The organism is Azospirillum formosense (assembly GCF_040500525.1).
GTDB lineage: Bacteria > Pseudomonadota > Alphaproteobacteria > Azospirillales > Azospirillaceae > Azospirillum > Azospirillum formosense_A.
On record NZ_CP159403.1, the window covers coordinates 963,169 to 988,717 of the forward strand.

A 25,549-nucleotide genomic window follows, 5' to 3' on the forward strand; every position below is an offset into this window, starting at 1 on the left:
CGTCTCCAGCGGGAGAGGCGCTTACTTCTTGGCGATGGCGGCCTTGACCTCGTCCAGGCTCTCCGACACGCGCTTGGACAGCACGTCGGCGGCCTCGGTGTTGGACTTGGCGACCAGCTCGGCCAGTTCCTTGATGTTCGACAGGGCCTTCTCGAAGGCGACCTTGACCAGCTCGGCCTGCTTGGCGGCCTTCTCCTCCGGCGTGCCGGCGGCGGCGACCTGGTTCACATAGGTGCCGGCCTCCTCGACGGAGGAGCGGACGATCTCGGCCTGGCGGCGGAGAACGGCCTGCAGACCCTCGATCGCGAGCTGGTTGGCGGCGGTCACCGCCTCGATGTTCTTGCGCTGGCTCGCCAGGATCGACTCGACGTCGAGGCCGGGCACCTTGTAATCGCCCAGCATCTTGGACAGGTCGAATTCGAGGAACGGGTTACCGGTCTGCTTGGCCATGGTTCTCACCCCCGACGAAAGGATTCATTAGGCGTGCTGCGGCGCAGCAAACCTGTGGCGCGACTATGAAGATTGCCAAAAAGATAGTCAACGCCCTTGTGCGTCGCACCAGGGGCTACACTGCGTCCTACGGAACATCAACCGGCGGACGCGCTTCCCGGTTCCCTGCCCGGTTCTCCGGCGCCCTGCGGCACGTCTTGCGGTTCGGAGGGAGAGGCGCGCCCGGATCTGCGGCGTAATGCCCCAGCCCAGCGTTCGGCCCGCCGCAGTTCGGAATCGAGCGCCGCCATGGTCCGCGACAGGTCGGCGCTGTCGTCGTCAAGGAAGACGCGCATGACCCGCGCCTGCACCGCCCCCAGCCCGGCCGCAAGGATGGCGCCGCCGCCGCGGTCGGCGTCCACCCCGGCGGCGCGCAGCATCCAGGCCATCGACCGCCCGAAGTGCCGGGAAAAGGCCAGCGCGGTCAGCGGCTCCCGCCGCAGGTCGCGGACGACCGAGCGCAGCCCGTCCCGGTAGGGGAGCAACGCGTCGTAGCGGCGCATCATCACGTCGAACAGCCGGTCGCGGGCGCTCTCGTCGGCACCGGCCGGGGTGTCGTCGGAAAGGACCGCGGTGTCGGCGACCCGGGACACGGCGGCCAGCACGTCGGAGCGGGAGGGGAAACGGCGGTAGAAGACGCCGGGCGGCACCTCCGCCGCCCGCGCGATCGCCAGCAGGTCGGTGTTGCGCCACCCCTGACCGGCGGCGAGCCGCATCGCCGCGGCGGCCACCCGCCGGTCCAGCTCATCGGCGTTTCCCCCTTCCGCGGCGCGACCCGCGGAGTCGGGGGCTTCGGGATCGGTCTTCCAGCGGGTGTCGGCGGTGTCGTCCATGGGGTCGAACCTCGTGGTCAGCCTGTCCCCATGATGTGGGACGCCCGCGCCGCACCTCAACCGGGGCGGCAGAAGGGGAAGGGCTCGACGCGCTTCATATAGGTGGGAATCCAGCCGCACTGGCCGGCGGGGTTGGGCAGGCGGATGGCCTCGATGGCCGGCCAGACCTGGGCGACCACCACCACCAGCGCCACCACGCCGACGATCCAGCGCCGTGTCCGGACGCGGTCCAGCAGGCCGGGCAGGCGCAGCAGCACCCAGGCCGCGGCGAGCCCCATCAGCGGGTCGGTGTAGGCGGCGTAGGCCCGCTGGAAACCGCGCAGGGAGAACAGCGTCTCCAGCCCCCAGGCGACCAGCAGCAGAAGCGCCGCCTGGGCCGCGGCCGCCCGCTCCCCCCGGCGCCACAGGACGATGCAGCCGCCGATGATGAACCACTCCACCACGACGGTCTGCGGGATGTTGTCGGGGTGGAGGACGATGGTGCGGATCGCCAGCGTGCGCCAAAGCCCCTTCGCCAGCAGCGTCACCAGCCCGTCGGAGAGCACCTGCTCCTGGCCCTGGAGCGCCGCCTGATGCTTCCAGGTGGTGAAGACGAACATGTGCTCGATCAGGTTGGCGACGGCGATCACGTTCTGCTCATGGGGGCGGATCGTCAGGGCCAGCACGCCGAGCGCCAGCCCGAGCGCGACCGCCGCCATGGCCGCCACCGCGTAGGACAGGCGCACCCGCCACACCGCCGCGTAGACGGCCATGCCCAGGAAGACCCAGCCGATGATGATCCCCTGATAGACCCCCGACAGACCGCCGCCGACCGGGCGGTAGGGGTAGAGCGACTGGCCGGCGCCGGCGATGCCGTGCTGGATCAGGGCCGCCGCCGGCAGCGCCGCGATCCCCGCCGCCAGCACCAGAATTCCGGCGGCGATCCAACGCGGTCCGCCCTGCCCCACGAAGCGCCCCCCGAAGGCCAGCGCGATGACCGGAATGCCCAGCGCCAGGAAGATCGCCTGGATCTTCGTCACCACCGCCAGCCCGGCCAGCAGGCCGGCCAGCCCGAGCAGCAGAAGGGGCCGCCAGCCCGGCGCGGCGCGGACGGCGACCAGCACGAGAAGAAGCGCCGTCACCACGAAGGAGGCCGACAGCAGGTCGGTGCGCATCTGCCGCGCCTGGGTGGACAGGCCGATGCCGAAAGCCATCACCACGGCGGCCAGGAAGGCCACCCGCCGGTCCCCGACCAGCGCGCGGACGAGGATGGCGTAGACCAGCGCGAAGACGGTCGTGACGAGGATGGAGAGCGCCCGCCCGGCCTCCACGAGATTCTGCCAGGCCGCGTTGTAGGCGGCGGTGTCGGCGGCGGGCGGCAGGCCGGACAGGGTGATGACCGGCATCAGCCCCAAAGCGTGCAGCAGCCGGTACCAGACCTCGATCACCAGGAAGTAGGTGTAGCCGGGATGGTCGAAATACTCCTGGGGCAATCCCTCGCTGAACAGCAGCCCATGGTAGGCCAGCACCAGATCCTGGTCGGCGTGCGACCAGTAGGGGGTGCGGAAGCCGATCGCCAGAGCCGACGCCACCATCACCGCCGCCAGCGCCGCGCACAGCCCCCACCAGGGCCAGCGGTCCAGCAGGCCGGCCCCGGTCATCCCGGTGGTGCGGTTGGTCATGCCCCTATGGGGCGCGGCGGCGCCGCGGTCGAGTGATGACATGATCGGAGTATGTCCACAGGTTACACGCCAGCGGTTTGTGCACGATTCCGGACGGTTTTGGAACCGCGGCGGCGGCGGGCTGTTTTTTGCGGACCTGCAACTCTTGATCGATCAATCCCTTCGCCAATAGGAACGGTGCCAGCCCGATGCCTGATTCTGACGACCGTCCGTCACCCCGTTCCACCGCCGCCGTCTCCCGCAGCGCCCACGGCCAGGACCCTGACGGGGCGCGGCCGCCCTCCTCCGGCCGCGCCCTGGTCATCCTTCCCGTCCTGCCCGCCCATGCCGATGACGGGGATGGCCACCATGGACAGGGAGGATCACGCCAGCCCGACGCGCGGCTGTCCGAAGCGATCGCGCTTGCCCAGGCCATCCGCCTGGAGGTGCCGCACGCCGAGGTCATCCGCGTCGCCCGCCCCGATCCCGCGACCCTGTTCGGGCGCGGCACCGCCGAGCGGATCGGCGGCATGGTCGAAGCCTTCCACGCCGATCTGGTGGTGATCGACCATCCGCTGAGTCCGGTGCAGCAGCGCAACCTGGAGCGCCGCTGCATGGCCAAGGTGATCGACCGCACCGGCCTGATCCTGGAGATCTTCGGGGAGCGCGCCCAGACCCGCGAGGGCCAGTTGCAGGTCGAGCTGGCGGCCCTGACCTACCAGCGCTCCCGGCTCGTGCGGTCGTGGACCCACCTGGAGCGGCAGCGCGGCGGCTTCGGCTTCCTGGGCGGCCCCGGCGAAAGCCAGCTCGAGCTCGACCGCCGCCTGATCGCCGAGCGCATCAGCCGCCTGAAATCGGACCTGGAGGACGTGCGGCGGACGCGCAAACTGCACCGCTCCGCCCGGCAACGCGGCGGCACCCCGCTGGTGGCTTTGGTCGGCTACACCAACGCCGGCAAATCGACGCTGTTCAACCGCCTGTCCGGCGCCGGCGTCACCGCCGAGGACATGCTGTTCGCCACGCTCGACCCGACGGTGCGCCGGATCGTCCTGTCCTCCGGCAAGACCATGGCGCTGTCGGACACGGTGGGTTTCGTGTCGGAACTGCCGACCCAGCTCATCGCCGCCTTCCGCGCCACGCTGGAGGAGGTTCAGGCCGCCGATCTGATCCTGCACGTCCGCGACGTCTCGCACCCCGACACGGCGGCGCAGAAGGCCGACGTGGACTCGGTCCTGGCGGATCTCGGGATCGACGCCGCCAACGACCCGCGGGTGGTCGAGGTGCTCAACAAGACCGACCAGATGCCGGCAACCGCCCGGGGCGCGCTGCACATGCGCCTCGCCAACCAGCGGATGATGGAGGGGGAGGAGCGCGCCGTCGCCGTGTCCGCCCTGACCGGGGAGGGGCTGGACGATCTGCTGGAGTTGCTGGACCGGCGCATTTCGGCCGGGCGGCAGGTGCTGGAGCTGAGCGTGAATCTGTCGGACGGGCGCGCCCTGGCCTGGCTCTATGAGCATGGACAGGTGCTGGACCGGCGGGACGAGAACGGGGAGGCGCACGTTCACGTGGCCTTGACCCCCGCGGACGCCGCGCGTTTCGAGAACCGCTTCGTCGGGCAGGACAGCCGCTGAGGGGAAAACCGACCTCTTTCGGCGCTCCGCCTCGGATGGTTTGAAACCACCGCCGCTCTCCTGCGTTGTGACGGGAAGGCCGGTCCGCGACCCCGACCCGCCATGACCAGGAGGAGGCAGCCCCATGACTGAAAAGCCGGGCCAGGATCGGGCCGAGCGCGTGCGCCGGCGTGCCCACGACATCTGGGAACGTGAAGGCCGTCCCGAGGGCCGCCACGACGAGCATTGGGCCCAGGCCGAGGCCGAGGTCGACGACGAGATCCGGGCCGAACGGCAGAGCGAGGACACCGAAAGCAGCGCGCCGGATGCACCGCCGGCACGGCGCCCCAAGGCGACCGCCGCGAAGGCGACCGCCACAAAGGCCAAGCCGGAGCCAAAAGCCTCCCGCGAAGCCGCTCCCAAGGCCGGCCGGGGCGGCGGCACGCGGGCGGCGGCGGAGAATCTGTCGGCGGTGGCCGCCGGACGGACGGAGCAGACCGGCACCACCAAGACCGGTGGACAGATCTCGCGCGGCGGTGCGTCCAGCGGAAAACCCGGGAAGGCGTCGCGCCGGGACGCCTCGCGCGGTTGAGGGAACGGGGACGCCCTCCATCCCCCTGCCGCGCAGACCACCCATGCCCCATATGCCGGAAAATGGAGTGTGAAAGGGAACGAGAGGTCTGGTTTCCGCCCTTCGGGATTGCTAGTGTTGCTGCCCCTGCGCATCCGCACGCAATGTTCGATCCCTGAGGTAGAGACATGCCGCATTATCGCTCCCGCACTTCCACGCACGGCCGCAACATGGCGGGCGCCCGCGGCCTGTGGCGCGCGACGGGCATGAAGGACGGCGATTTCGGCAAGCCGATCATCGCGATTGCCAACTCCTTCACCCAGTTCGTGCCGGGGCACGTCCACCTGAAGGATCTGGGCCAGCTCGTCGCGCGCGAGATCGAGAAGGCCGGCGGCGTCGCCAAGGAATTCAACACCATCGCGGTGGACGACGGCATCGCCATGGGCCACGACGGCATGCTCTACAGCCTGCCCTCGCGCGAGCTGATCGCCGACGCCGTCGAGTATATGGTGAACGCCCACTGCGCCGACGCGCTGGTCTGCATCTCCAACTGCGACAAGATCACCCCCGGCATGCTGATGGCGGCCATGCGGCTGAACATCCCGGCGGTCTTCGTGTCGGGCGGTCCGATGGAGGCCGGCAAGGTCAACTGGCGCGGCAAGACCAAGGCCGTGGACCTGATCGACGCCATGGTCGCCGCCGCCGACCCGACGGTGACCGACGAGGAGGCGGCGGTCATGGAGCGTGGCTCCTGCCCGACCTGCGGCTCCTGCTCCGGCATGTTCACCGCCAATTCCATGAACTGCCTGACCGAGGCGCTGGGCCTCTCGCTGCCCGGCAACGGCACCATCCTGGCGACCCACGCCGACCGCAAGGAGCTGTTCCTGGCCGCCGGCCGCATGGCGGTGGAGCTGTGCCGCCGCTGGTACCAGGAGGAGGACGCCACCGCCCTGCCCCGCGGCATCGCCACCTTCGAGGCGTTCGAGAACGCCATGACGCTCGACATCGCCATGGGCGGCTCCACCAACACGGTGCTGCACCTGCTGGCCGCCGCGCAGGAGGGCCAGGTGCCCTTCACCATGGCCGACATCGACCGGCTGTCGCGCCGCGTGCCGAACGTCTGCAAGGTCGCCCCGGCGGTGTCCGACGTCCACATCGAGGACGTGCACAAGGCCGGCGGCATCTTCGGCATTCTGGGCGAACTCGACCGCGGCGGCCTGCTGAACCGCGACGTCGCGACCGTCCACGCCAAGACGCTGGGCGAGGCGCTGGACCGCTGGGACGTCAAGCGCACCCAGGACGAGGGCGTCCACACCATGTTCAAGGCCGCCCCCGGCGGCATCCCGACGACCATCGCCTTCAGCCAGGAGAAGCGCTGGCCGGACCTGGACCTCGACCGCGACAAGGGCGTCATCCGCTCGGTCGACAGCGCCTTCAGCAAGGACGGCGGCCTCGCCGTGCTGTTCGGCAACATCGCCGAGAAGGGCTGCATCGTGAAGACGGCGGGCGTCGATGCCTCCAACCTCGTCTTCGCCGGCCCGGCCCGCGTCTTTGAAAGCCAGGACGCGGCGGTCGAGGCCATCCTGGGCGACACCGTCAAGGCCGGCGAGGTGGTCGTCATCCGTTACGAAGGCCCGCGCGGCGGCCCCGGCATGCAGGAGATGCTCTACCCGACCAGCTACCTGAAGTCGAAGGGGCTGGGCAAGGCCTGCGCCCTGGTCACCGACGGCCGCTTCTCGGGCGGAACCTCGGGTCTGTCGATCGGCCACGCTTCGCCGGAAGCGGCGCAGGGCGGGGCCATCGGCCTCGTCCGGGACGGCGACCGGATCGAGATCGACATCCCCAACCGCAAGATCAACCTCGCCGTGTCCGAGGAAGAGCTGCAAAGCCGCCGCGACGCCGAGAACGCCAAGGGCGCCGATGCCTGGAAGCCGGCCAACCGCAACCGCGTCGTCTCGCCGGCTCTGCGCGCCTACGCCGCCCTGACCACCAGCGCCGACCGCGGCGCGGTCCGTGACGTGTCGCAGGTCGAAGGCATCGCCGTGAAACGCTGACGCGGCGCCGAAAGTGCAGCCGAAGGACCCCGCTCCTTCCGGCTGAGACTTCCGGAAAGGTTGTGAGCACACCCCACAGCAACGAACGGCACCGCGGCAATCCACGGTGCCGTTTCGCTTTGCGGGGGCAACGGGCGGCGGAAGGGCATGCGGCAGTATGTCTCCGATCCCCCCGCACTATCACCGAAAGAAGCGCAGGCTTTCGATCGCGAAATCTGTCATTGTCCTTGGGCATGCGCCGGCATGCCGGAACGGAACGCGCGGTCCGTAAGATCAACACCACGGGGAAGCCGATGGCGCGGCCGCGGTCCGTCGTCCGGGAGGATGCCGAAGCGACACCCTCGGGTGCCGCGTTCCGGCGCGCGCTGGCGGACATCGCGGATGCCCTGCGCCGCGCCGAGGAAGGCATCGGTTCCATCCTGGCCGTGACCGCGGCGGCGGAGGCCGGCCGCCTGATCGCCGCCCTCGTCCACAGCCCCGCCGCGGCCGGATTCAGCGTCCTGCGCTGGCCGCAATCGCTTCTGCCACCGCTGGGCGGACCCGACGATCTCGAAGCCGTGGCCCTCAGCCTCCTGCCTTTGGCCGACGGCCACCCGGACGAGGCCCGTCGCAACATCGCCCTGACCGCCGAGCGCGGCGGCGGCGAACTGGCCGGAGCGGCGGTGCGCGGCCTGCTGGGCCTGCCGTCGCACCAACCGCTCTGGCTGGGGCTCGACGGCGCGCAAAGGGCGGATTTCCAGGTGGAGGGGCTGGCCGCCACCATGCTGGACCTCTGCTACGAACGCCCGGTCCTGGTCGTTGTGGAGAATGCCCAGTGGGCACGCGGCTTGACGGTGCCGCTGCTCAACGCTCTGGCCAACGCCGTCGAGGACGCTCGGCTGTGCTTGATCGCCATCCGCTCACCGGCGTCCTGCGTGCGGCCCGGCGGATGGACGCCCCCCGTCACGGCACGGCGCCTGCTCCTGCCGGAAGCGGATGGCGGCCCAGCAGACGGCGGCCCAGCGGGCGCGGGCACGGAAGCCGATGATCCGGCGCCGCACGCCGCCTTGTTGGAGGCGCTGCGCCGGGACCGGCGGCCGGAACGGATCGAGTGGATGGCCCATCACGCGCCACTGGCCGGGGAATGGGCTCTGGCCTGCGCCTGCGCGCGTCACGCCGGACGGCGGGCGGAGGCGGACTGCCGTCCCGCCGACGCCGTCCGTCTTTACATGGCCGCGCTGTCCGCGCTGGACCGCTTGCCCGCGACGCGGCGGCACGCGCAACGCCGCATCGATCTGTGGACCGCCTTGGCGCGCACCCAAGCCCCAGCGGACGGCAGCGCGATCAAGGCGGCGGAGAGGGCCCATGCGCTCGCCGAGGATCTTGGCGACCCGATGCGCACCGCGCGCGCGCTGTCGATTCTGGCAACCCTGCGCTGGGTCGGCGGCAACCTGCCGGCGGCCCGGCGGACCGGCCTGCGGGCTTTGCGGATCTGGCGGCACACCAGGAGCCCCAGGCAGCAGGTCCAAACGCTCGTCAATCTCGGCCGTGGCTTGACCGAAGCGGGCCGCTTCCGCCACGCCGACACCGTCCTGCGCGCCGCTGCCGACCTGATCGCCGACTTGCCCGACGACCCGGCGCACCGGCGGGAGACGCGCCATCTCCACGGCCCGATCGCTCTGGCTCCAGTGTGCATCGCCGCGCACCGGGCGCGCTGCCGGGCGGAACTGGGCGATCCGCAGGAGGCTACGCGGCTGGCCCATGCAGCGCTTGCCCAGGCGGAGGACGGCGGCCACGCCGCGTCACGCGCCATGGCCTGTCTGCATGTCGGCTGGGCCGCCTTGACCGCACAGCGCTACGCCGTGGCGGTGGAGCCCCTGAAGCGGGCCGTCGCCATCACCGAGACGATCCGTCTGCACGCCTGCCAGCCGCTCGTCCTCGGGGCTTTGGGCTACGCGCTGGCCCGCACGGGGGCGCTCAACGACGGGGCGTCCCTGCTGCTGGGCAGCCGGGAGCATGCCCGGATGCTCGGCATCCGACGCCATGAGCCGCAGATCCTCATCTGGATCGCCGAGGCCGCCCTGCTGTCCGGCCAGCCGGATGACACCGTCCGCAACGCCCGCGACGCCGCCGAAAAGGCCGCGGGCGCCGGTCAGGCCGGCGACGAGGCCTGGGCACGACTTGCGCTGGCCCGCGGACTGGCCGCGCAGGGAAACGCCGCCGCGGCCCGGCACTCCCTGGAGGAGGCCGCCCGCATCGCCACGCGGCGCTCAATGGCGCCGGTGCTGGCGCAATGCGCCGATCTGCGCAAGACCGCAACGGCCGGGTGAAGTCCCGCCGCCAAGCGCTGGACAAACGCCACGAAGATCGAACTTAATTTGCCAAGCACCCGCATAAAAGGCGGTGCGTTCGCATACGAATCTCCATATCGTAGACGCTCTTCCCCGCGGACGGCATCGTCCGTTCCCTGCTTTCGAAACGGACGACCGCCGCCTATGACTCTTGCGCAGCTCTCCCGATTGCGCGGGCACAAGGGTTTGGGGTTCATGTTCGCGTTGGCGGCCTTTGCCGTCGCCTTGGTCGCGCGCCTTGCCTTGGACGACCGGTTGCCGGCGGGGTTTCCCTTCCTGACCTTCTTCCCGGCGGTCATCGTCACCACCTTCCTCGCCGGGCTGTGGCCGGGCATCCTGACAGCTCTGCTGAGCGGGATGGCCTCCTGGTACTTCTTCCTCGGCCCCAACCAATCGCTCGACCTCGCTCCCGGCAGCGCGCTGGCTCTGGGCTTCTTCGCGCTGGTCGTGGCGGTGGACATCGCCGTGATCCACATCATGAACGTGGCGCTGGAGCGGCTGGCGGAGGAGCGCAACCGCAGCGCCCGCCTGACGCAGCAGAGCCAGGTGATGTTCAGCGAGCTTCAGCACCGCGTCTCGAACAACCTTCAGCTCGCCTCGTCGCTGATCGCGATCCAGAAGTCCAAGGTGAAGGACCCCGAAGCCCGCCGCGCGCTGGAGGAGGCCGCCGGACGGCTGTCGACGCTCGGCCGCCTGCACCGCCGGCTCCACGCGCCCCATGACGGGCCGATGGACATGGAGCCGTTCCTGCGCGAGTTGTGCCAGGACATCCTCAAGACGTCCGGGGCGGAGCGGATCGACTGCACGGTCAGCGCCGCCGAATCCGATCTGTCGCCGGACACCCTGATCCCGCTCGCCCTCATCCTCGCCGAACTGGTCAGCAACGCCCTGGAGCACGGCTTCCCCAACGGCGAGGCCGGACGGATCGGCGTCGACCTGCAAGCGGGCGGCGGGGAGTTGGTTCTGACCGTGTGCGACAACGGGGCGGGCCTGCCCGAGGGCTTCACCCTGACCCGTCCCTCCAGTCTCGGCCTGAAGATCGTCAGTTCGCTGGCGGCCCAGATCGGGGCGACCTTCAGCATGACCGGGTCGCGCGGACAGGGCACCACGGCCCGGCTGGTTCTGTCCCAGACCACCCCGTCCTGACGGGCGCCGGTGGACAGCGGCGCGGCAATTGGGCAAAAGTCGCGCCCATGCCTTCCATGCCCACCCCCTCCACCTCTCCCGCGTCGACGGCCCCGGCAACGCGGCGCATCGGCGGCATCGACGTGGCGCGCGGCGTTGCGCTGCTCGCCATGGCCCTCTATCACGGCTCCTGGGACCTGACCTATCTGGGGCTGGCGGACTTCGACCTGTTCGGCGACCCGCTGTGGCTGGCCGCGCGCACCGGCATCCTCGGCAGCTTCCTGATTCTCTCCGGCCTCAGCCTTGTTCTGGCGGCGGCGGGTGGGATCGACCGGCGGCGCTTCCTGCGGCGCTTCGCCCTTCTCGTCCTGGCGGCGGCCGGCGTGTCGGCGGTGTCGCTGGTTCTGTTTCCGGACAGTCCGATCTTCTTCGGCGTGCTGCACCACATGGCGGTGGCGAGCCTGCTGGGGCTTGCGCTTCTGCGCCTGCCCTGGCCGGCGCTTCTGCTGCTTGGCGTGGCGGTGATCGCGCTGGGCGAGACGGTCGCCCTGCCGCTTTTCGACGCGCCCTGGCTGCGCTGGATCGGGCTGATGACCTTCTCGCCGGAATCGAACGACTATGTGCCGCTCTTTCCCTGGTTCGGCGGCTTCCTGTTCGGGATGGCTCTGGGACGCCTGTGGCACCCCGCCGCGCCGGGAACGCCGGGCGGAGCGCTCGGGCGGGCGTTCGCCTGGGCCGGTCGGCACAGCCTGGCGGTCTATCTGCTGCACCAGCCCATTCTGTTCGGCCTGTTGTCGCTGGCCGCGATGGCGATCGGCGCCGACCCGGCGGACGTCCGCAGCTTCCAGAACTCCTGCGTGGCGACCTGCACGTCCAGCGGCGGCGAGCCGGCGCATTGCACCGCCACCTGCCGCTGCGTGTCCGACGACCTCAACCGGGCCGGCTTGTGGTCCGACTTCGTCCACGACCGGCTGACCGCGGACAGCGCCCGCAAGGTCGACGGCGTCATCCAAAGCTGCGGAAGCCGCTGACCGGCACCGGCTCTACGCCCAGCGGCTCTAAGCCCGGCGCTTACCCACCGTGTCGGCGACGTAGGCGTCGCGGTGGCCCATCGGCTTCGGACCGCGCCCATCCTCCTCCGTGGTGTCGCGGGCGGTCTGGTGCTCGATCTCCGCGTTCAACTCGGCCCCCATCAGGATCACGTAGGACGTCAGGTTGAACCACAGCAGCAGCACCACGCCCGCCCCGACCGACCCATAGGTCTGGTTGTAGCTGCCGAAGTTGGAGACATAGATGGAAAAGCCCACCGACGCGATGATCCAAAGCCCCGTGGCGATGGCCGACCCCCAGGTGACCCAGCGCCACTTCGGCTGCCGCCGGTCCGGGCCGTAACGGTAGAGCACGGCGAGCGCCAGAACGATCGCCACCGCCAGGATGGGCCAGCGCGCGAGGCTGGCGGCCCAGGCGATGGGGGTGTCGCGCAGCCCGAAGAAATTGATGGCCGCCGGGACCGCGACGATCAACGCCAGGGTCACGATCACGAAGACCAGACCGGCCAGCGTCAGCACCAGGGACAGGCCGGCGAGCCAGATGAAGCTCCGCCGCTCCTGCTCCCCGTAGGCGATGTTGAGCGCGGTGATCAGGGAGTTGGTGCCGCGCGACGCGCTCCACAGCGTCAGGGCCAAGCCGAACAGGACGCCGAAGCCCAGCCCCTCCTGCGGCGCCGACGCCACGTTGCGCGCCTGATCGCGCAGCACGTTCAGCGCCTCCGGCGGCAGCAATCCAGCCAGCTGGTTGACCTGCTGTTCCACCCCCGCCGGGTCGAAGACGAGACCGTAAATCGAAACCAGGGCGGCGATGGCCGGGAAGATGGCGAACAGAGCGTAGTAGGCCACCCCCGCCGCCACGATGGAAATGTTGTCCTTCCCCTGCTCCTCCCAGGTGCGCCAGAGGATGTCCTTCCAGCCCGCCTTGGGAATGTCGGACGGACGGGCAGCCGACCGCCCCCGTCCCCCCATCTCGACGCGCGGGTACTGGTTGCGGTGGCGACGGCTCAACCCCAGCATGCCCCCTCCCTCACGCGACCGCTTCGCGCAGAGCGCCGACACGGTGGCGTACCGTCTCGATCTCATGGAAATGGGCGCCGACGATCACCGTCAGCTCCTCCGGCAGGTCATCGTGCAGACTGTTGCGGAACAGGCCCAGCGTGCCCTCCACACCGCTCTCCAGCCCGCGCAGCAGCCCACCGCGCGTCCGCGCACCGCCCAGTTCGGCGTCCAGGTCACGCCAGACCGCGTGCACCGGCAACCGCAGGTCGCGGCCGCCGCCGCGGCGCATCAGCTCCGCCTCCAGGGCGGCGGCGCTGCGCTCGAACTGGCTGGCGACCTGCGCCAACCGTGCCCTCAGGTCGGCGTCGTCCAGCACCATGTCGGCTTGACGGAATCCGGTGGCCCCCTGGCGGCAGGCGGCGACCAGAACGCTCAGCACATCCTGGATCGTACCGTCGGCGCCCCGTCCCGCCGGCGCTCCGGAAGCGACGGGTTCGACCTCCGGCGTGCGCGACACGGTCCAGGCGAACCACAGGGCGCCCGCCGCCATCAGGGCCAGCGGCCAGGGGTTGGACCGGATCGCGCGGGCCATGCGCGACGGGTTGCCCTCGACCACATCGCGCACCACCTCAATCACGCCGCCCGACATCTGGCCGGGCGACAGGCGGAATTCGATTTCGTCGAGAACCGCGTCCATGCGGCCCCGGATGGCGTGGATGTCCTGCTCGATCTCATCCGTCCCGCGCCGGCCGCGCGGCGATGCCGGGCCTTCGGACGTGGGTGTGGTGTCATTCGTGTTGCCCGCCGCGACGCCGCCCATGGTGTCGGCATACGGATCGGTGGCTCGGTTCATGCCGGCGACTCCCCCTCTTGACGCTGCCGCCAAGCAACACCGCAGGTTGGCGGAAGGTTCCGGCTTGCGGCCGGGGTGACACGAGGGATCGGCTATTCGATCTTTTTAAACAGGCGGCAACCGGGAGCGGTACCCCGCATCTTGCAAACCGCTGCGAACCGGTTTGCAGAAGGGGTCGGGATGGACGGCCCGTCAGGCCGTTAAACCATTGAGGGGAATGGTGATCCGGGTGGGATTCGAACCCACGGCCACATGATTAAAAGTCACGTGCTCTACCGACTGAGCTACCGGATCACAGAAGCGTTCGGCCTGTTGCCGATGCGGGGCGCAACATAGGGGGCGGTGACTCCCCCGTCAACAGCGGGGTTGGGCCGAGCGCACAAAAATTTCGCCGCCCGCCCCAACCTTCACGCCACCGCCGTACGCCGTCACTGCTTGAGCGTCTGCACCTGCTTGCTGGCGTCGCCGTTCCCGGCCTCCAGGGCGAAGCGCTCGGCCAGATGCTCCGCCACGCGGCCGCTGACGAAGCCGCGGATGTCGCCTCCCAGGCGCCCGATCTCCTTGACGAAGCGGGAGGAGATGAACTGGCTTTTCTCCGAGGCCATCAGGAACATGGTCTCGATCTTGGGGTTCAGGCGGGCGTTCATGCCCGCCATCTGGAACTCGTACTCGAAATCGGAAACCGCCCGCAGGCCGCGGATGATCACGGTGGCGTTCACCTCGACCGCGAAATGCATCAGCAGCGTGTCGAAGGCTCGCACCTCGATGCTGGCCCCGGCGTTGTTGAGGGCGGTCACATCCTCCCGAACCATCGCCACCCGCTCGTCCGTGGAGAAGAGCGGACCCTTGCCGGCGTTGCGGGCGACGCCGACGATCAGGTGATCGACGAGGCGCGACGCCCGCTGGATGATGTCCATGTGCCCGTTGGTGATCGGGTCGAAGGTGCCGGGATAGACACCGATGCGGCGCTTGGCCATGGGAGTACCTTCCGCCTCTTCTTATTCGATGGTGTCACCGGGCGTATCGCCGGGGCCGGCGGCGTCGGCACTGTCGTCCACGGAGGCCGTCCCACCGCCGTCGAGATCACCGCCCAGGCCACCGCTTCCGTTGGTCCCGTTCCCGTTGGTGTCCTCATCCTCCGCGATGGAGGCGACGGACACCACGCGCTCGTCGGCCCCAACGCGGAACAGCGTGACGCCCAGCGTCTTGCGGCCCGCGATGCGCACGTCGTGGATCGGCATGCGGATGACCTGACCGCCGTTGGTGACCATCATCACCTGGTGCGAGTCCTCCACCGGGAAGGCCGCGACGATGGAACCGTTGCGCTCGCCCATCTCCATGTTCCAGATGCCCTGGCCGCCGCGGCCGGTCACCCGGTACTCGTAGGAGGAGGTCCGCTTGCCGTAGCCGCGCTCGGTCACGGTCAGCACATACTGCTCCAGACCCTTCAGCTCCTCGTAGCGCTCGGGGCTGAGGGTGACGGCCTCGGTCGGGACCTCGTCGGCCTCCGGCGCCGCATCGCCCTCCATGTCCACGCCTTCCTCGCGCTTGCGCTTCAGGAAGGCGGCACGTTCCTCGGGCGAGGCATCGACATGGTGGAGCGTGGTCATCGAGATGACCTCGTCACCGTCGGCCAAACGGATGCCGCGCACGCCGGTCGAGGTGCGGCCCGCGAAGACGCGGACGTCGGCGACCTCGAAGCGGATGCACTTGCCGCCGCCGGTGGCCAGCAGGACGTCATCCGCCTCGGAGCAGGTACGGACGGCGATCAGACGCTCGCCCTCCTCCTCCAGCTTCATGGCGATCAGGCCGTTGGAGCGGATGTTGGCGAAGTCCGACAGGCGGTTGCGCCGCACGTTCCCCTTCGAGGTGGCGAAGACGACGTGCAGGTCCGCCCACACGGCCTCGTCCTCGGGCAGCGGCAGGACCGTGGTGATCGTCTCGCCGTCGATCAGCGGCAGCAAGTTCACGAAGGCCTTGCCGCGCGCCTGGGGGTTGCCCAGCGGCAGGCGATAGACCTTCAGCTTGTAGACCATGCCGCGCGACGAGAAGAGCAGGAGCGGCGTGTGGGTGTTGGCGACGAACAGGTCGCTGACCGCGTCCTCCGCCTTCATCGACATGCCCGACCGCCCCTTGCCGCCGCGCTTCTGCGCGCGGTAGGTGGACAGCGGCACGCGCTTCACGTAGCCGGACTGGCTGACGGTGACGACCATGTCCTCGCGCTGGATCAGGTCCTCGATGTCGGCCTCGAACTCCAGCTCCTGGATCTCGGTGCGGCGCGGGGTGCCGAACCGCTCCTTCATCTCCACGAGTTCCTCGCGGAGGATGCCCAGCAGCTTCGCCCGGTTGGCCAGGGTCTCCAGATAGTCGGCGATCTGGTCGGTGACGTCCTTCAGCTCCGCGCCGATCCGGTCGCGCTCCAGCCCGGTCAGGCGGTGCAGGCGCAGGTCGAGGATGGCGCGGGCCTGCTCCTCCGACAGCCGGTAGGTGCCGTTCTCCGACACACCGCGGCCCGGCTCGTCGATCAGCGCGATCAGCGGGGCGACGTCCATCGCCGGCCACTCGCGCTCCATCATCTGCTCGCGCGCCCAGACGGGGTCCGGGGCGCTGCGGATCAGCGCGATCATGGCGTCGAGGTTGGCGACGGCGACGGCCAGACCCACCAAGGTGTGGGCGCGCTCGCGCGCCTTGCCCAGCAGGAACTCGGTGCGCCGGGTGATGACCTGCTCGCGGAACCGGACGAAGGCGACAATGATGTCCTTCAGGTTCATCAGTTCCGGACGGCCGCCGTTCAGCGCCAGCATGTTGACGCCGAAGGACGTCTGGAGCTGGGTGTGGCGGAAGAGCTGGGCCAGCACCACGTCGGGCATGGCATCGCGCTTCAGCTCGATCACCACGCGCACGCCGTCGCGGTCCGATTCGTCGCGCAGGTCGGCGATGCCCTCGATCGTCTTGTCGTTGACGACCTCGCCGATGCGCTCCATCAGCTTGGACTTGTTGACTTGGTACGGGATCTCCGTCGCCACGATGGCGAGGCGGTCCTTGCGCACCTCCTCGATCTCGGTCTTGGCGCGGATGATGACGGAACCGCGCCCGGTCATCAGGGCCGAGCGGATGCCCGACCGGCCGAGAATCATGCCGCCCGTCGGGAAATCCGGGCCGGGCACGACCTCCATCAGCTCTTCGACGGTGACGTCGTTGTTGTCGATATAGGCGCAGCAGGCGTCCACCACCTCCCCCAGATTGTGGGTGGGGATGTTGGTCGCCATGCCGACGGCGATGCCGCCGGCGCCGTTGACCAGAAGATTGGGGAAGCGCGCCGGGACGACCGTGGGCTCCTTGCCCGAATCGTCGTAGTTGGCCTGGAAATCGACGGTGTCCTTGTCGATGTCGTCGAGCAGCGCCTCCGCCGCCTTGGCCAGCCGCGCCTCGGTGTAGCGCATGGCCGCGGGCGGGTCGCCGTCCATCGAGCCGAAGTTGCCCTGCCCGTCGATCAGCGGCAGGCGCATCGAGAAGTCCTGCGCCATGCGGACCATGGCGTCGTAGATCGCGCTGTCGCCGTGCGGGTGGTATTTACCCATCACGTCGCCGACGATGCGCGCCGACTTCTTGTAGGGCTTGGTCGAATCGTACCCGCCTTCCTTCATCGCGTAGAGGATGCGGCGGTGCACCGGCTTCAACCCGTCGCGGACGTCGGGCAGGGCGCGGCTCACGATCACGCTCATCGCGTAATCGAGATAGGACCGGCGCATCTCGTCTTCGATGGTGACCGGCGCGATGTCGGAGGCGGGAGGAAGGGGCGTCGTGCTCAAGGAGACAAACTCATTCTACGGGCTGCGGCGATGCTCGGTGTTCAGCGCTTGCTGTTCAACGCTCTCGGTTCAACACTTAAGGCTCAACGGTGCACGTCCGCACGGCCCTTCGGGCCGCTGCATGTAATATAAGAATTCCTATCAGCTTTCGCATGTGCACACAACGCTCCGGCAATCCCACGGTTTCTGGCCTTTGCAGGTCAATGGCCTCCGGCCTTGGCGGGCCGGGGGCGGCTCAACAGCGCGAAGCGCAGCGAAAGGATGGTCACGGATACCACACTGGCGATCAAAATTCCCTCAAAAAGACCGCGGGCGCCGCGCTCCAACCCGAAGGCGAGCAAGGCCGACACCGGAATCATCACCACCGCGTAGGAGATGAAGTGCAGCGCGGTGGGGACCCAGGCGTCGCCGCGCCCGCGCAGGGCGTTGGCCATGACCACCTGCCCGCCGTCCGCCACCAGAACCCAGGCGGTGAAGGCGATCAGCGGCGCCACCGCGGTGATCAGCTGGGGGTCGGCGCTGTAGATCGCCGCCAGCGGCTCCGGCACCCAGCGGTAGAGCACCCCGACTCCGGCCAGGATCAGGCTGGTGACGCCCAGCCCGGTCCAGCCGGCCAGCGCCATGTCGAGCGGGTCGCGCCGGCCATAGGCCACCCCCACCCGCACCGCCGTGGCCGAGGCCAGCCCGACCGCCGCCATGAAGGGCAGCGCCGTCAGGTTCAACCCGACCGTGTAGGCGCCCAGCGCCAGCGGCGAAATCATCCCGGCGAAAAGGCCCAGCGTGGCGAAGGCGCCGCTCTCCACGCCCAGGCTGACCCCGGCGGCGTAGCCGAGATGGCGCTGCTTGCGGCTGCCGCTCCACCAGTCGCGCACCGGGTCGCGCACCGCCCAGCGGGCGTGGTCGCTCATGTGCCAGGCGTAGAAGACGAGGCCGAGCCCCATCCCCCAACGCACCGCCGTGGTCGCCCAGGCGGAGCCGACCGCCCCCAGGGCCGGGAATCCGCCATGCCCCCAAACCAGCATCCAGGCGAGCAGCGCGTTCAGGAGATTGCCGAGGATCATCGCGACCATGCCCGGCACGGGCCTTTTCAGCCCTTCCAGGAAAAAGCCGGTGGCGACGTACAGCATCATGCCCGGCATGCCGTAGCCGAGCACCGCCATCACCTGGCCGCCGCCCGCCGCCAGATCCGCGGACTGGCCGGTCAGGCGGAAGAAGGGCTCTCCGGCCAGCGAGGCCAGCGCGAAGAGGATGCCGAGCAGCAGCGCGTAGGGGATCGCCCGGCGCCAGATGCGCCCGCACTCCGCGTCCTGCCCCGCCCCCAGGGCATGGGCGGTCACCGCCACCACGCCCATCATCAGGCCCACGCCGGTGGTGACCAGCAGGTTGGCCGGCAGATGGGCCAGCCCGTAATAGGCCAGTTCCTGCGCGCTGTAGCGGCCGACGATGGCCGTATCCACCGCCATCATGACGACCAGCCCGGCGCGCGAGACGATGACCGGGGCGGCCAGCCGCAGCAATTCGCCGGCATGGGTGCGCAGACGGTCGGCCAGGAGAGGGGCGGAAATCGCTTGGTCGGGCATGATCAGGGTGTCGGTCGCTTGTGTACGGGTGTCACCGCCGGTGGCGGAACCGGCCATCTTGACCGTGCGGCGTACCACGTCAAGTGGCGGCTTATTGTCCTTCCGCCCTGTTGCAAATCCGCCGAACGGGCCGGAACCAACGCCCGCGGCGCCGCGTTGACAAAGCAACAGCATCCATTGAGGAGTTCGGGATCATGAGCCGCGCCATGCCGTTCCCCGTCCGCCAGATTGCCCTCGCCAGCTTCGTCCTGACCTTCGCCGCGCTGCTCGTCGGCTGCAACACGATCGAAGGGGCCGGGCAGGATGTCCAGGCCGGCGGACGGGCCGTCGAACGCGCCGCCGAGTGAGGCGCGCCCCACCTCGCATGTCAACCACGGAAGAGACACCCGCATGAGCGACCCCATGACGCCGGAGCGCCCCACCGAGGTGCCGCCCCCGAGCAACCCGAACACCCCGCAGCCGGACCGCCCGACCACGCCGGACCCCTACCCGGTTCCCGAGAATCCCGACACCCCTCCGGAGATGCCGCCGCCGGCGGATCAGCCGGTCCCCGGCATGCCGTCGCCAACCCAGGCGTAAAGACGCCGGACCGGGCGTCCGTCCGCAACAGGCAATTTCCAGAAAGGCCGGTGCCACAAGGCGCCGGCCTTTTTCCTTGCCCGAACGCCGGTGTTTTGAAATCGAAGATTCGAATCTGGAAACAACACAGAAACACATGGGCAACAAAGACCAAAGGACCGTGGCAAAGTTTGGCATCGATACGTTAAGTGTTTTTTTACCTTTCCCTCGCCCCACCTTAATGTTAACGATTTGTTAATCATTGAGGAGAGGCAACCATGGCCAGGTTTTCGGGAACCAACGCCGCCGAACGCTATCTCGGCACCGACTCCGCCGACACGGTCTATGGCAATGGAGGGAATGATTCGCTCTCCGGAGGTCTCGGCAACGATTTTCTGGACGGCGGGCTCGGGAATGACTGGCTGGGCGATCCCTACGCCGGCGATCCGGGGAACGACCGCATGTACGGGCGCCAAGGCGACGACCAGCTGTTCGGCGGCGCCGGCAACGACTGGCTCGACGGCGGGTCGGGCAACGACACGGTGAAGGGCGGGCGCGGCGACGACACGCTGGTCGGCGGAACCGGCGACGACTGGCTGATCGACACGCTGCGCGACGACGGGTCCGATGTCTTCCTCCCCGGCGCCGGCAACGACCACATGGTCAGTTACCGGGACGGCGCGACGGACATCTTCCGCTTCGACGTGGCGCCGGGCGGCTTCGGCACCGACGACATCAGCTATTTCGAAGCGGGGGTCGACCGCATCGAGTTCCGCGGCTTCTCCGCCGCCGATCTGACCGTCTCCACCACGGCCACCAACACGGCCTTCGGCTTCCGTGACGGGTCGTCGCTGACCGTGGACACGGTGGGGCTGGTGTCCGGCCGTGACTATGTCTTCACCTGACAGCGTCCTCACACGACCGGCCCCCTCACCTGAAGGAAGTACCGCGGGCATGAGGGGCTGATGGCGCAAGGGGCGTGGCCGCGGCTGGCCGCGCCCTTTTCCGTTCCGGGCCGCGGCCCCTCCGCTCCGCTGCCGCGTTATAGCCTTGCCCACGCGACGGAGGAGCCACGCATGAACCATCGACGCCTCACCCCCCGCCCCGCCCCCCGGCTGCTCGCCGTCTGCGCCCTGGCGGCGCTCGGCGCCTGCGCGGAGACTGGCGCCGTGCAACGGCCCATGGCGCAGATGTCGCCGCTGGAACTGGTCGGGCTGACCGTCCAGTCCATTCCCGAGAACCGCATTCTGGGTTCGGTCGAGGACGTCGTCCTAACTCCGGCCCGCGAGCCGGTCCAACTCGTGGTGGCGAGCGGAGCGCCGGTCCATCCGGTGAAACGCCACGTGACGCTGGATTCCGGGCAGTTGCGCTATTCGGAAGAGCGACAGGCCCTCGTCCTGACCGGCATGAACGCGGACCAGTTCGACGCCCTGTTCGCCACGCCTGCCACGACGGCTCCGGCCCTCGCCCCCCTGCCCGGCAACCCGGCGGACGCCACCAACTGGAACCGCGCCACCGCCCCGCGCTGAGCCCTCCTCCGGCCAGACCATGCGACGAGCCCACCATGACGGGCCCGCAAGGTCTGGCCAGCGGGCATCCCTCGGCCTTTCAAAGGAAAGGCTATGACGTCCCATCACGCGGCCCATCACGCGGCGCGGTGTGGCGACGGCTGAAGGGGCGGGGAATGAGCAAGGATGGGGCTGCGCCGGACGTTCCGGAGGGCTTCGTGGCAGCGCTGACTCTGGTGCGTCCGCTGCAGGCCGACGGGCGGAACGATGGCGTGCCCAAGCGGTGGGTCGGCTGCGCGATGCCGGGCCTGGGCGATGCCGGGCCTGAGCGATGATATCGGCAATGATGGTTGAATCGATGGACCGGGTCGCCGCCCTGCATGGTCCGAGCGCGACGGAAGCCGTGACGGCGGCAAGGGCACTCGGGATGTGACGGCGCTGGGACGCCATGGCTGCTGCCGGATCACGACGGACGCTCGCCGTGGCCGATCCGTTGGCGGGGATCCCCCGTCAAGCCCGGCCCGCGCAGGTCATGCAAAAGCAAGCCAGCACCGGAAAAGGACGGGAGGGGGAAAACCCCCTCCCTCACCAAACCCCGGCTGATCAGAACGGGATTTCGTCGTCCAGGTCGTCGTGCTTGGGCGGAGCACCGCCGCCGCTGCGGCCGCCACCGCCGCCGCCATAGCCACCACCGCCGCTGCCGCCGCCGTAGCCGCCGCCACCACCGCCGCCACGCGACTCGTAGCCACCGCCGCCGCCGTAACCCCCGCCACCGCCACCTTCGCCTTCACGGCCGCCGGTGAAGTCGATCTCGGCGACGCGCACCGACAGGCCGGCGCCGCGGGTGCCGTCGCGCTTCTCGAACTCGCGGATCGTCACCTCGCCGGAGATCACCACGGCCTTGCCCTTGGTCAGGTGCGGCGCCAGAGCCTCCGCGCGGCGGCCCCAGATGGAGCAGTCCACCCACTGGGTGGTCTTGCGGTCGCCGAACCCCACGTCGTTGGCGACACGGAAGCCCAGAACCTTTTCGCCGCTCTGCGTGGAGCGAAGCTCGCCATCCGCGCCGAGGCGCCCCGTAAACGTCCATACATTCATCGCACGTGTCTCCTAGCGCGGGTTCCCGGTACCCCATCCGACCCGTTCGGGCGCCCGGCGGAAGGGCGTCCGGATACCGGGGGTGTCTGTTCGCAGGGCCGGTTTGATCCGTGGTCCGGTCCATGCCCGCCCCGCCTTGCGGTTCACAAAGCACGGGGGACGGGCACGGGTCAACCGCCGCCGCCGGAGCGCTTTGGCCCTTCCGTCCGGAACAACCCGCCCGGCCCGCACGAAAGAGAACACTCCATGAACAAACATAGCAGAGAGAGTCCGTGCCGCCAACCGTTTCCTTGGTGGCGCCCCATCATCGCTTTCCCGGCGTCTCCCGGCGTTCCCGCATCCCGCCCCTGCGTCCCACGCGGCCGGAAAGGGACGCGCGCCGGTGGCAAGTCGCCTGCGCGTGGCACATATCTGTCCGGGCTTTCGGAGCTTTTTTGGCGCCTTCCCTTCCCAACCGGTTTCGGCTAAGAACACTCCATGAACAAGCACATCAGTGTCCGCGGCGCGCGGGAGCACAACCTCAAGAACGTCGATGTCGATCTGCCTCGGGACGAGCTGATCGTCATCACCGGCTTGTCGGGATCGGGCAAGTCATCCCTGGCGTTCGACACGATCTACGCGGAAGGCCAGCGGCGCTACGTCGAGAGCCTGTCCGCCTACGCGCGCCAGTTCCTGGAACTGATGCAGAAGCCGGACGTCGATTCGATCGAGGGGCTGTCGCCGGCCATCTCGATCGAGCAGAAGACGACCTCGAAGAACCCGCGCTCCACCGTCGGCACGGTGACGGAGATCTACGACTACATGCGCCTGCTGTGGGCGCGGGTCGGCATCCCCTACTCCCCGGCCACCGGCCTGCCCATCGAAAGCCAGACGGTCAGCCAGATGGTCGACCGCATCCTGGCGATGCCGGAGGGCACGCGCCTGCTGCTGCTTGCACCGATCATCCGGGGCCGCAAGGGCGAGTACAAGAAGGAGATCCAGGACCTCCGCAAGCGCGGCTTCCAGCGCGTGCGCGTCGACGGCACGATGCATGAGATCGACGAGGTTCCGGCGCTCAACAAGAAGCTGAAGCACGACATCGATGTGGTGGTGGACCGCATCGTCGTCCGTGAAGGGCTGGGCAACCGGCTCGCCGATTCGCTGGAGACAGCGCTCGGCCTCGCCGACGGGATCGTCTTCGTCGAGGACGCCGAGTCGCACGAGCAGACCGTCTTCTCGCAGAAATTCGCCTGCCCGGTGTCCGGATTCACGATCCCGGAGATCGAGCCGCGGCTGTTCTCCTTCAACAACCCGTTCGGCGCCTGCCCGGCCTGCGACGGGCTGGGCAGCAAGATCTACTTCGATCCCATGCTGGTCGTCCCGGACGAGCGGCTGTCGCTGAAGAAGGGCGCCATCGCCCCCTGGGCGGGTTCCTCCTCCCAGTATTACGTGCAGACGCTGGAGAGCATCGCCCAGCATTTCGGCGTCTCCATGGACACGCCCTGGGAGAAGCTGCCGGAGAAGGTCCGCCAGACCATCCTCTACGGCTCCGACGGCGCTCCGATCACGATGACCTACGACGACGGGCTGCGCAGCTACCAGACGAACAAGGCCTTCGAGGGCATCGTCAACAACCTGGAGCGCCGCTACCGCGAGACGGAAAGCGCCTACATGCGGGAGGAGCTGTCCAAGTATCAGTCCTCCCAGCCCTGCGAGACCTGCAAGGGCGCCCGCCTGAAGCCGGAGGCGCTGGCCGTCAAGGTCCACGGCCAGCACATCTCCCAGGCGGCGGAGATGTCCATCGCCGACGCGGCGACCTGGTTCAGCACGCTGAACGACCATCTGCGCCCGAAGGACAAGGAGATCGCCTACCGAATCCTCAAGGAGATTAACGAGCGGCTGGGCTTCCTCAACGCGGTGGGGCTGGAATACCTGACGCTCAGCCGCGGCTCGGGATCGCTGTCCGGCGGCGAGAGCCAGCGCATCCGGCTGGCCTCGCAGATCGGGTCCGGCCTGACCGGCGTCCTCTACGTGCTGGACGAGCCGTCGATCGGCCTGCACCAGCGCGACAACGACCGGCTGCTGGCGACGCTGAAGCGCCTGCGCGACCTCGGCAACACCGTGATCGTGGTCGAGCATGACGAGGACGCCATCCGCACCGCCGACTATCTGGTGGACATGGGTCCCGGCGCCGGCCAGCACGGCGGCACCGTGATCGCCCAGGGCACCCCGGCGGAGGTCCAGGCCAATCCCGACAGCGTCACCGCCCAGTTCCTCAACGGCACCCGCTTCGTGCCGGTGCCGGACCAGCGCCGCCCCGGCCACAAGGGCCAGTTCCTGGAGGTGAAGGGTGCCCGCGCCAACAACCTCCAGAACGTCTCGGCGCGCATCCCGATGGGCACCTTCACCTGCGTGACCGGCGTGTCGGGCGGCGGCAAGTCCACCCTGATCATCGAGACGCTCTACAAGGCGGTGGCGCGCAAGCTGATGGGCGCCCGCGAGCACCCGGCGGAGCATGACGAACTGCTGGGGCTGGAAAATCTCGACAAGGTCATCGACATCGACCAGTCGCCGATCGGCCGCACCCCGCGCTCCAACCCGGCGACCTACACCGGCGCCTTCACCCCGATCCGCGACTGGTTCGCCGGCCTGCCGGAGGCCAAGGCCCGCGGCTACGGCCCCGGCCGCTTCTCCTTCAACGTGAAGGGCGGACGCTGCGAGGCGTGCCAGGGCGACGGCGTCATCAAGATCGAGATGCACTTCCTGCCCGACGTCTACGTCACCTGCGACGTCTGCCACGGCAAGCGCTACAACCGCGAGACACTGGAAGTCACCTACCGCGATAAGACCATCGCCGACGTGCTCGACATGACCGTCGAGGAGGGCAAGGAGTTCTTCAAGGCGGTGCCCGGCATCCGCGACAAGCTGGAAACCCTGGAGCGGGTGGGCCTCGGCTACATCCACATCGGCCAGCCCGCCACGACCCTGTCCGGCGGCGAGGCGCAGCGCGTGAAGCTGTCCAAGGAGCTGAGCCGCCGCGCCACCGGCCGCACCCTCTACATCCTCGACGAGCCGACCACCGGCCTGCATTTCGCCGACGTCGAGAAGCTGATGGAGGTGCTCCACGCGCTGGTCGACCAGGGCAACACGGTGCTGGTGATCGAGCACAATCTGGAGGTCATCAAGACCGCCGACTGGATCATCGACCTCGGCCCCGAAGGCGGCACCGGCGGCGGAGAGATCGTCGCGGAGGGCACCCCGGAAGACGTGGTGAAGGTCAAGCGGAGTTACACCGGCCAGTATCTGGCCCCTTACCTGAAGGCGAAGCCGAAAAGCCGGAAGAGGGCATGAAGAAGGGCCGGGGTCATCCCCGGCCTTTTTCTTAAGGCCGATTTTTGCCCCGGAAACAAAGCCGCGGCAGGGGCGTTTCCTCTTCATCGTTCGCCAAACAGGATGGAGACGGA

Annotated in this window: 21 protein-coding genes and 1 tRNA gene; 12 read left to right on the forward strand and 10 right to left on the reverse strand. The window is 69.1% G+C overall.

Translation table 11 applies throughout. From position 1 onward, the window contains the following. Nucleotides 1-21: 21 nt before the first annotated feature. From ABVN73_RS17545 to ABVN73_RS17555, 3 genes are all read right to left on the reverse strand, one after another. On the reverse strand, nt 22-450 hold the full coding sequence (locus ABVN73_RS17545; RefSeq protein WP_183178542.1) for a phasin family protein: 429 nt from the start codon (nt 448-450) through the stop codon (nt 22-24). A gap of 137 nt (nt 451-587) precedes the next feature. Beyond that, nucleotides 588-1,322, reverse strand: coding sequence for a helix-turn-helix domain-containing protein (locus ABVN73_RS17550; protein ID WP_353859574.1), 735 nt, complete (start codon nt 1,320-1,322; stop codon nt 588-590). 56 nt (nt 1,323-1,378) lie between these two features. Continuing rightward, nucleotides 1,379-3,025: a hypothetical protein gene (locus tag ABVN73_RS17555; protein ID WP_353859575.1), complete on the reverse strand. Its 1,647-nt coding sequence runs from the start codon at nt 3,023-3,025 to the stop codon at nt 1,379-1,381. Between the two features lie 146 nt (nt 3,026-3,171). On the opposite strand from ABVN73_RS17555, the gene hflX reads away from it, so the two are divergent. The 6 genes from hflX to ABVN73_RS17585 all read left to right on the forward strand — a co-directional run bounded on the left by hflX (nt 3,172) and on the right by ABVN73_RS17585 (nt 11,683). Continuing rightward, complete coding sequence (hflX, locus tag ABVN73_RS17560; protein WP_353859576.1) at nt 3,172-4,593, forward strand: GTPase HflX; 1,422 nt, start codon at nt 3,172-3,174, stop codon at nt 4,591-4,593. 124 nt (nt 4,594-4,717) lie between these two features. Beyond that, entirely contained in the window at nt 4,718-5,164 is a 447-nt protein-coding gene (locus ABVN73_RS17565) for a DUF2934 domain-containing protein (protein ID WP_353859577.1), read from the forward strand. Nucleotides 5,165-5,331: 167 nt separating this feature from the next. After that, nucleotides 5,332-7,197, forward strand: coding sequence for a dihydroxy-acid dehydratase (gene ilvD, locus ABVN73_RS17570; RefSeq protein ID WP_353859578.1), 1,866 nt, complete (start codon nt 5,332-5,334; stop codon nt 7,195-7,197). 293 nt (nt 7,198-7,490) lie between these two features. Next, nucleotides 7,491-9,506, forward strand: coding sequence for a hypothetical protein (locus ABVN73_RS17575; RefSeq protein ID WP_353859579.1), 2,016 nt, complete (start codon nt 7,491-7,493; stop codon nt 9,504-9,506). A 216-nt stretch (nt 9,507-9,722) separates the two neighbouring features. Then, nucleotides 9,723-10,673 (forward strand): histidine kinase dimerization/phosphoacceptor domain -containing protein, encoded by a 951-nt coding sequence (locus ABVN73_RS17580; protein ID WP_353859580.1) that lies wholly within the window; start codon nt 9,723-9,725, stop codon nt 10,671-10,673. Nucleotides 10,674-10,720: 47 nt separating this feature from the next. Next, complete coding sequence (locus ABVN73_RS17585; protein WP_353859581.1) at nt 10,721-11,683, forward strand: heparan-alpha-glucosaminide N-acetyltransferase; 963 nt, start codon at nt 10,721-10,723, stop codon at nt 11,681-11,683. Between the two features lie 27 nt (nt 11,684-11,710). On the opposite strand, the gene ABVN73_RS17590 is transcribed toward ABVN73_RS17585, so the two are convergent. The 6 genes from ABVN73_RS17590 to ABVN73_RS17615 all read right to left on the reverse strand — a co-directional run bounded on the left by ABVN73_RS17590 (nt 11,711) and on the right by ABVN73_RS17615 (nt 19,023). Then, nucleotides 11,711-12,718 (reverse strand): YihY/virulence factor BrkB family protein, encoded by a 1,008-nt coding sequence (locus ABVN73_RS17590; protein WP_353859582.1) that lies wholly within the window; start codon nt 12,716-12,718, stop codon nt 11,711-11,713. 10 nt (nt 12,719-12,728) lie between these two features. Then, nucleotides 12,729-13,553, reverse strand: coding sequence for a hypothetical protein (locus tag ABVN73_RS17595; protein WP_353859583.1), 825 nt, complete (start codon nt 13,551-13,553; stop codon nt 12,729-12,731). Nucleotides 13,554-13,771: 218 nt separating this feature from the next. Next, nucleotides 13,772-13,847 (reverse strand) — tRNA-Lys (locus tag ABVN73_RS17600). Nucleotides 13,848-13,981: 134 nt separating this feature from the next. After that, complete coding sequence (gene coaD, locus ABVN73_RS17605) at nt 13,982-14,530, reverse strand: pantetheine-phosphate adenylyltransferase (protein WP_035675985.1); 549 nt, start codon at nt 14,528-14,530, stop codon at nt 13,982-13,984. A gap of 21 nt (nt 14,531-14,551) precedes the next feature. Next, entirely contained in the window at nt 14,552-17,365 is a 2,814-nt protein-coding gene (gyrA, locus tag ABVN73_RS17610) for a DNA gyrase subunit A (protein ID WP_353859584.1), read from the reverse strand. 200 nt (nt 17,366-17,565) lie between these two features. Continuing rightward, a complete protein-coding gene (locus tag ABVN73_RS17615) occupies nt 17,566-19,023 on the reverse strand; it encodes an MATE family efflux transporter (protein ID WP_353859585.1) in 1,458 nt (485 codons plus the stop codon). A 116-nt stretch (nt 19,024-19,139) separates the two neighbouring features. On the opposite strand from ABVN73_RS17615, the gene ABVN73_RS17620 reads away from it, so the two are divergent. The 5 genes from ABVN73_RS17620 to ABVN73_RS17640 all read left to right on the forward strand — a co-directional run bounded on the left by ABVN73_RS17620 (nt 19,140) and on the right by ABVN73_RS17640 (nt 21,346). Then, entirely contained in the window at nt 19,140-19,292 is a 153-nt protein-coding gene (locus ABVN73_RS17620; RefSeq protein WP_137141072.1) for an entericidin A/B family lipoprotein, read from the forward strand. 43 nt (nt 19,293-19,335) lie between these two features. After that, the gene (locus ABVN73_RS17625; protein ID WP_137141073.1) at nt 19,336-19,524 is read left to right on the forward strand and encodes a hypothetical protein; all 189 of its coding nucleotides are present in this window, start codon (nt 19,336-19,338) and stop codon (nt 19,522-19,524) included. A 257-nt stretch (nt 19,525-19,781) separates the two neighbouring features. Continuing rightward, entirely contained in the window at nt 19,782-20,408 is a 627-nt protein-coding gene (locus tag ABVN73_RS17630; RefSeq protein WP_353859586.1) for a calcium-binding protein, read from the forward strand. Between the two features lie 171 nt (nt 20,409-20,579). Then, nucleotides 20,580-21,032, forward strand: coding sequence for a hypothetical protein (locus ABVN73_RS17635; protein WP_353859587.1), 453 nt, complete (start codon nt 20,580-20,582; stop codon nt 21,030-21,032). A gap of 155 nt (nt 21,033-21,187) precedes the next feature. Next, nucleotides 21,188-21,346, forward strand: coding sequence for a hypothetical protein (locus ABVN73_RS17640; protein ID WP_353859588.1), 159 nt, complete (start codon nt 21,188-21,190; stop codon nt 21,344-21,346). Between the two features lie 268 nt (nt 21,347-21,614). On the opposite strand, the gene ABVN73_RS17645 is transcribed toward ABVN73_RS17640, so the two are convergent. Further along, nucleotides 21,615-22,106, reverse strand: coding sequence for a single-stranded DNA-binding protein (locus ABVN73_RS17645; protein ID WP_353859589.1), 492 nt, complete (start codon nt 22,104-22,106; stop codon nt 21,615-21,617). Nucleotides 22,107-22,583: 477 nt separating this feature from the next. Between ABVN73_RS17645 and uvrA the strand changes: the two genes are divergently transcribed. Further along, nucleotides 22,584-25,436, forward strand: coding sequence for an excinuclease ABC subunit UvrA (gene uvrA / locus ABVN73_RS17650; protein ID WP_353859590.1), 2,853 nt, complete (start codon nt 22,584-22,586; stop codon nt 25,434-25,436). The last annotated feature ends 113 nt before the right edge of the window (nt 25,437-25,549 follow it).

Coding starts and splice junctions, on each gene's coding strand:
- ABVN73_RS17545 (WP_183178542.1), bottom strand. CDS start 450: ATGGCCAAGCAGACCGGTAACCCGTTCCTCGAATTCGACCTGTCCAAG.
- ABVN73_RS17550 (WP_353859574.1), bottom strand. CDS start 1,322: ATGGACGACACCGCCGACACCCGCTGGAAGACCGATCCCGAAGCCCCC.
- ABVN73_RS17555 (WP_353859575.1), bottom strand. CDS start 3,025: ATGTCATCACTCGACCGCGGCGCCGCCGCGCCCCATAGGGGCATGACC.
- hflX (WP_353859576.1), top strand. CDS start 3,172: ATGCCTGATTCTGACGACCGTCCGTCACCCCGTTCCACCGCCGCCGTC.
- ABVN73_RS17565 (WP_353859577.1), top strand. CDS start 4,718: ATGACTGAAAAGCCGGGCCAGGATCGGGCCGAGCGCGTGCGCCGGCGT.
- ilvD (WP_353859578.1), top strand. CDS start 5,332: ATGCCGCATTATCGCTCCCGCACTTCCACGCACGGCCGCAACATGGCG.
- ABVN73_RS17575 (WP_353859579.1), top strand. CDS start 7,491: ATGGCGCGGCCGCGGTCCGTCGTCCGGGAGGATGCCGAAGCGACACCC.
- ABVN73_RS17580 (WP_353859580.1), top strand. CDS start 9,723: ATGTTCGCGTTGGCGGCCTTTGCCGTCGCCTTGGTCGCGCGCCTTGCC.
- ABVN73_RS17585 (WP_353859581.1), top strand. CDS start 10,721: ATGCCTTCCATGCCCACCCCCTCCACCTCTCCCGCGTCGACGGCCCCG.
- ABVN73_RS17590 (WP_353859582.1), bottom strand. CDS start 12,718: ATGCTGGGGTTGAGCCGTCGCCACCGCAACCAGTACCCGCGCGTCGAG.
- ABVN73_RS17595 (WP_353859583.1), bottom strand. CDS start 13,553: ATGAACCGAGCCACCGATCCGTATGCCGACACCATGGGCGGCGTCGCG.
- coaD (WP_035675985.1), bottom strand. CDS start 14,530: ATGGCCAAGCGCCGCATCGGTGTCTATCCCGGCACCTTCGACCCGATC.
- ABVN73_RS17620 (WP_137141072.1), top strand. CDS start 19,140: ATGAGCCGCGCCATGCCGTTCCCCGTCCGCCAGATTGCCCTCGCCAGC.
- ABVN73_RS17625 (WP_137141073.1), top strand. CDS start 19,336: ATGAGCGACCCCATGACGCCGGAGCGCCCCACCGAGGTGCCGCCCCCG.
- ABVN73_RS17630 (WP_353859586.1), top strand. CDS start 19,782: ATGGCCAGGTTTTCGGGAACCAACGCCGCCGAACGCTATCTCGGCACC.
- ABVN73_RS17635 (WP_353859587.1), top strand. CDS start 20,580: ATGAACCATCGACGCCTCACCCCCCGCCCCGCCCCCCGGCTGCTCGCC.
- ABVN73_RS17640 (WP_353859588.1), top strand. CDS start 21,188: ATGAGCAAGGATGGGGCTGCGCCGGACGTTCCGGAGGGCTTCGTGGCA.
- ABVN73_RS17645 (WP_353859589.1), bottom strand. CDS start 22,106: ATGAATGTATGGACGTTTACGGGGCGCCTCGGCGCGGATGGCGAGCTT.
- uvrA (WP_353859590.1), top strand. CDS start 22,584: ATGAACAAGCACATCAGTGTCCGCGGCGCGCGGGAGCACAACCTCAAG.